The 1,039-nt window shown below is 59.6% G+C and carries 1 pseudogene; it reads left to right on the forward strand.

From position 1 onward, the window contains the following. Nucleotides 1-1,039, forward strand: a pseudogene (locus tag PMI34_RS28625) (hypothetical protein); the annotation flags it as partial.

The following is a 1,039-nucleotide window of genomic DNA, read 5'->3' on the forward strand; positions in this document are numbered from 1 at the left end:
GACTTCAATGTGGGCGCTGCCCTGGAGCTCAAACCGCCGAAAATCCGCCAAGCCGAACCCGACGGCATCACCTTGCTACCGATGAAGGCCGTGGCGGCGCTGACGGCCGAGGTTCTGCCGGATGGGTTGCTGTTGACCGACCGTTTGAGCGTGACCTGGGCGGCGGCGGCCGGCAGCCATGCGGAGGCGTCCCACACCACCGAAGCCAGGCCGATCAGTGAGACGGGGCTGAACATTGAACTGCCGGTCACGGTGCTGGCGTTCAATCTGGGCAAAACGGTGAGCGTGACGTTTACCATTACCCGCGATGGTAAATCGCTCACCTCGCTGCCGCTGAACCTGAATGTCGGGACCTTGCCGGTCGACGTGCTGACCAAACCGTTAATCACCCAGGCCGCCAACAACGGTGAGGGGCCGCAATTGGATGTCAGCAATCTGAGTAGCGCTACTGTTCGCAAGACCAGTTGGCCGTTGATTGCGCTTGGTCAATACGTTTGGTTGCGCCTGCTGGGAACCAACGCAGATGACACACCTTTCGACATAACGCTTTGGGATGCGCCGAGTGCATATGTCAGGCAAAACTGGCTCGACGACGGTTTTAATGAACAGGCCCTTAGCCTAAGTTCTCTGAGAAATCTGAAAGATGGCAGCACACTGACCATCAAGTTCAAGGCCGCGCTGGATAAAAGCAATGTCGAGGCCAATGCACTGGTATTTGCGGATCGGGTCTACACGATCAAGGCCTTCGAGGTGGTGACGCCGACCATCACCAAAGCCGAAGACTCCAAGGGCTTTGAAATCCCGCAAGCCGGCTTCACGGTCGACACCACCGTCAAGCTCACCGGGGTGGCGAGCAAGGGCCAGAAGGTGCAGATCCTGGACGGCACCACGTCCAAAGGCGAGGCCACGGCTGACCCGAGTACCGGAATCTGGACGCTGCAGGTCTCCGGCCTGAGCGAGACGGGCCACAGCTTCACCGCCAAGGCGCTGTATGGCAGTGGTCAGGTTTCAACGCCACCACGCACCTTGACCGTCGTGG

Origin of the sequence: Pseudomonas sp. GM74 (genome assembly GCF_000282455.1) — a bacterium.
Taxonomy (GTDB): domain Bacteria; phylum Pseudomonadota; class Gammaproteobacteria; order Pseudomonadales; family Pseudomonadaceae; genus Aquipseudomonas.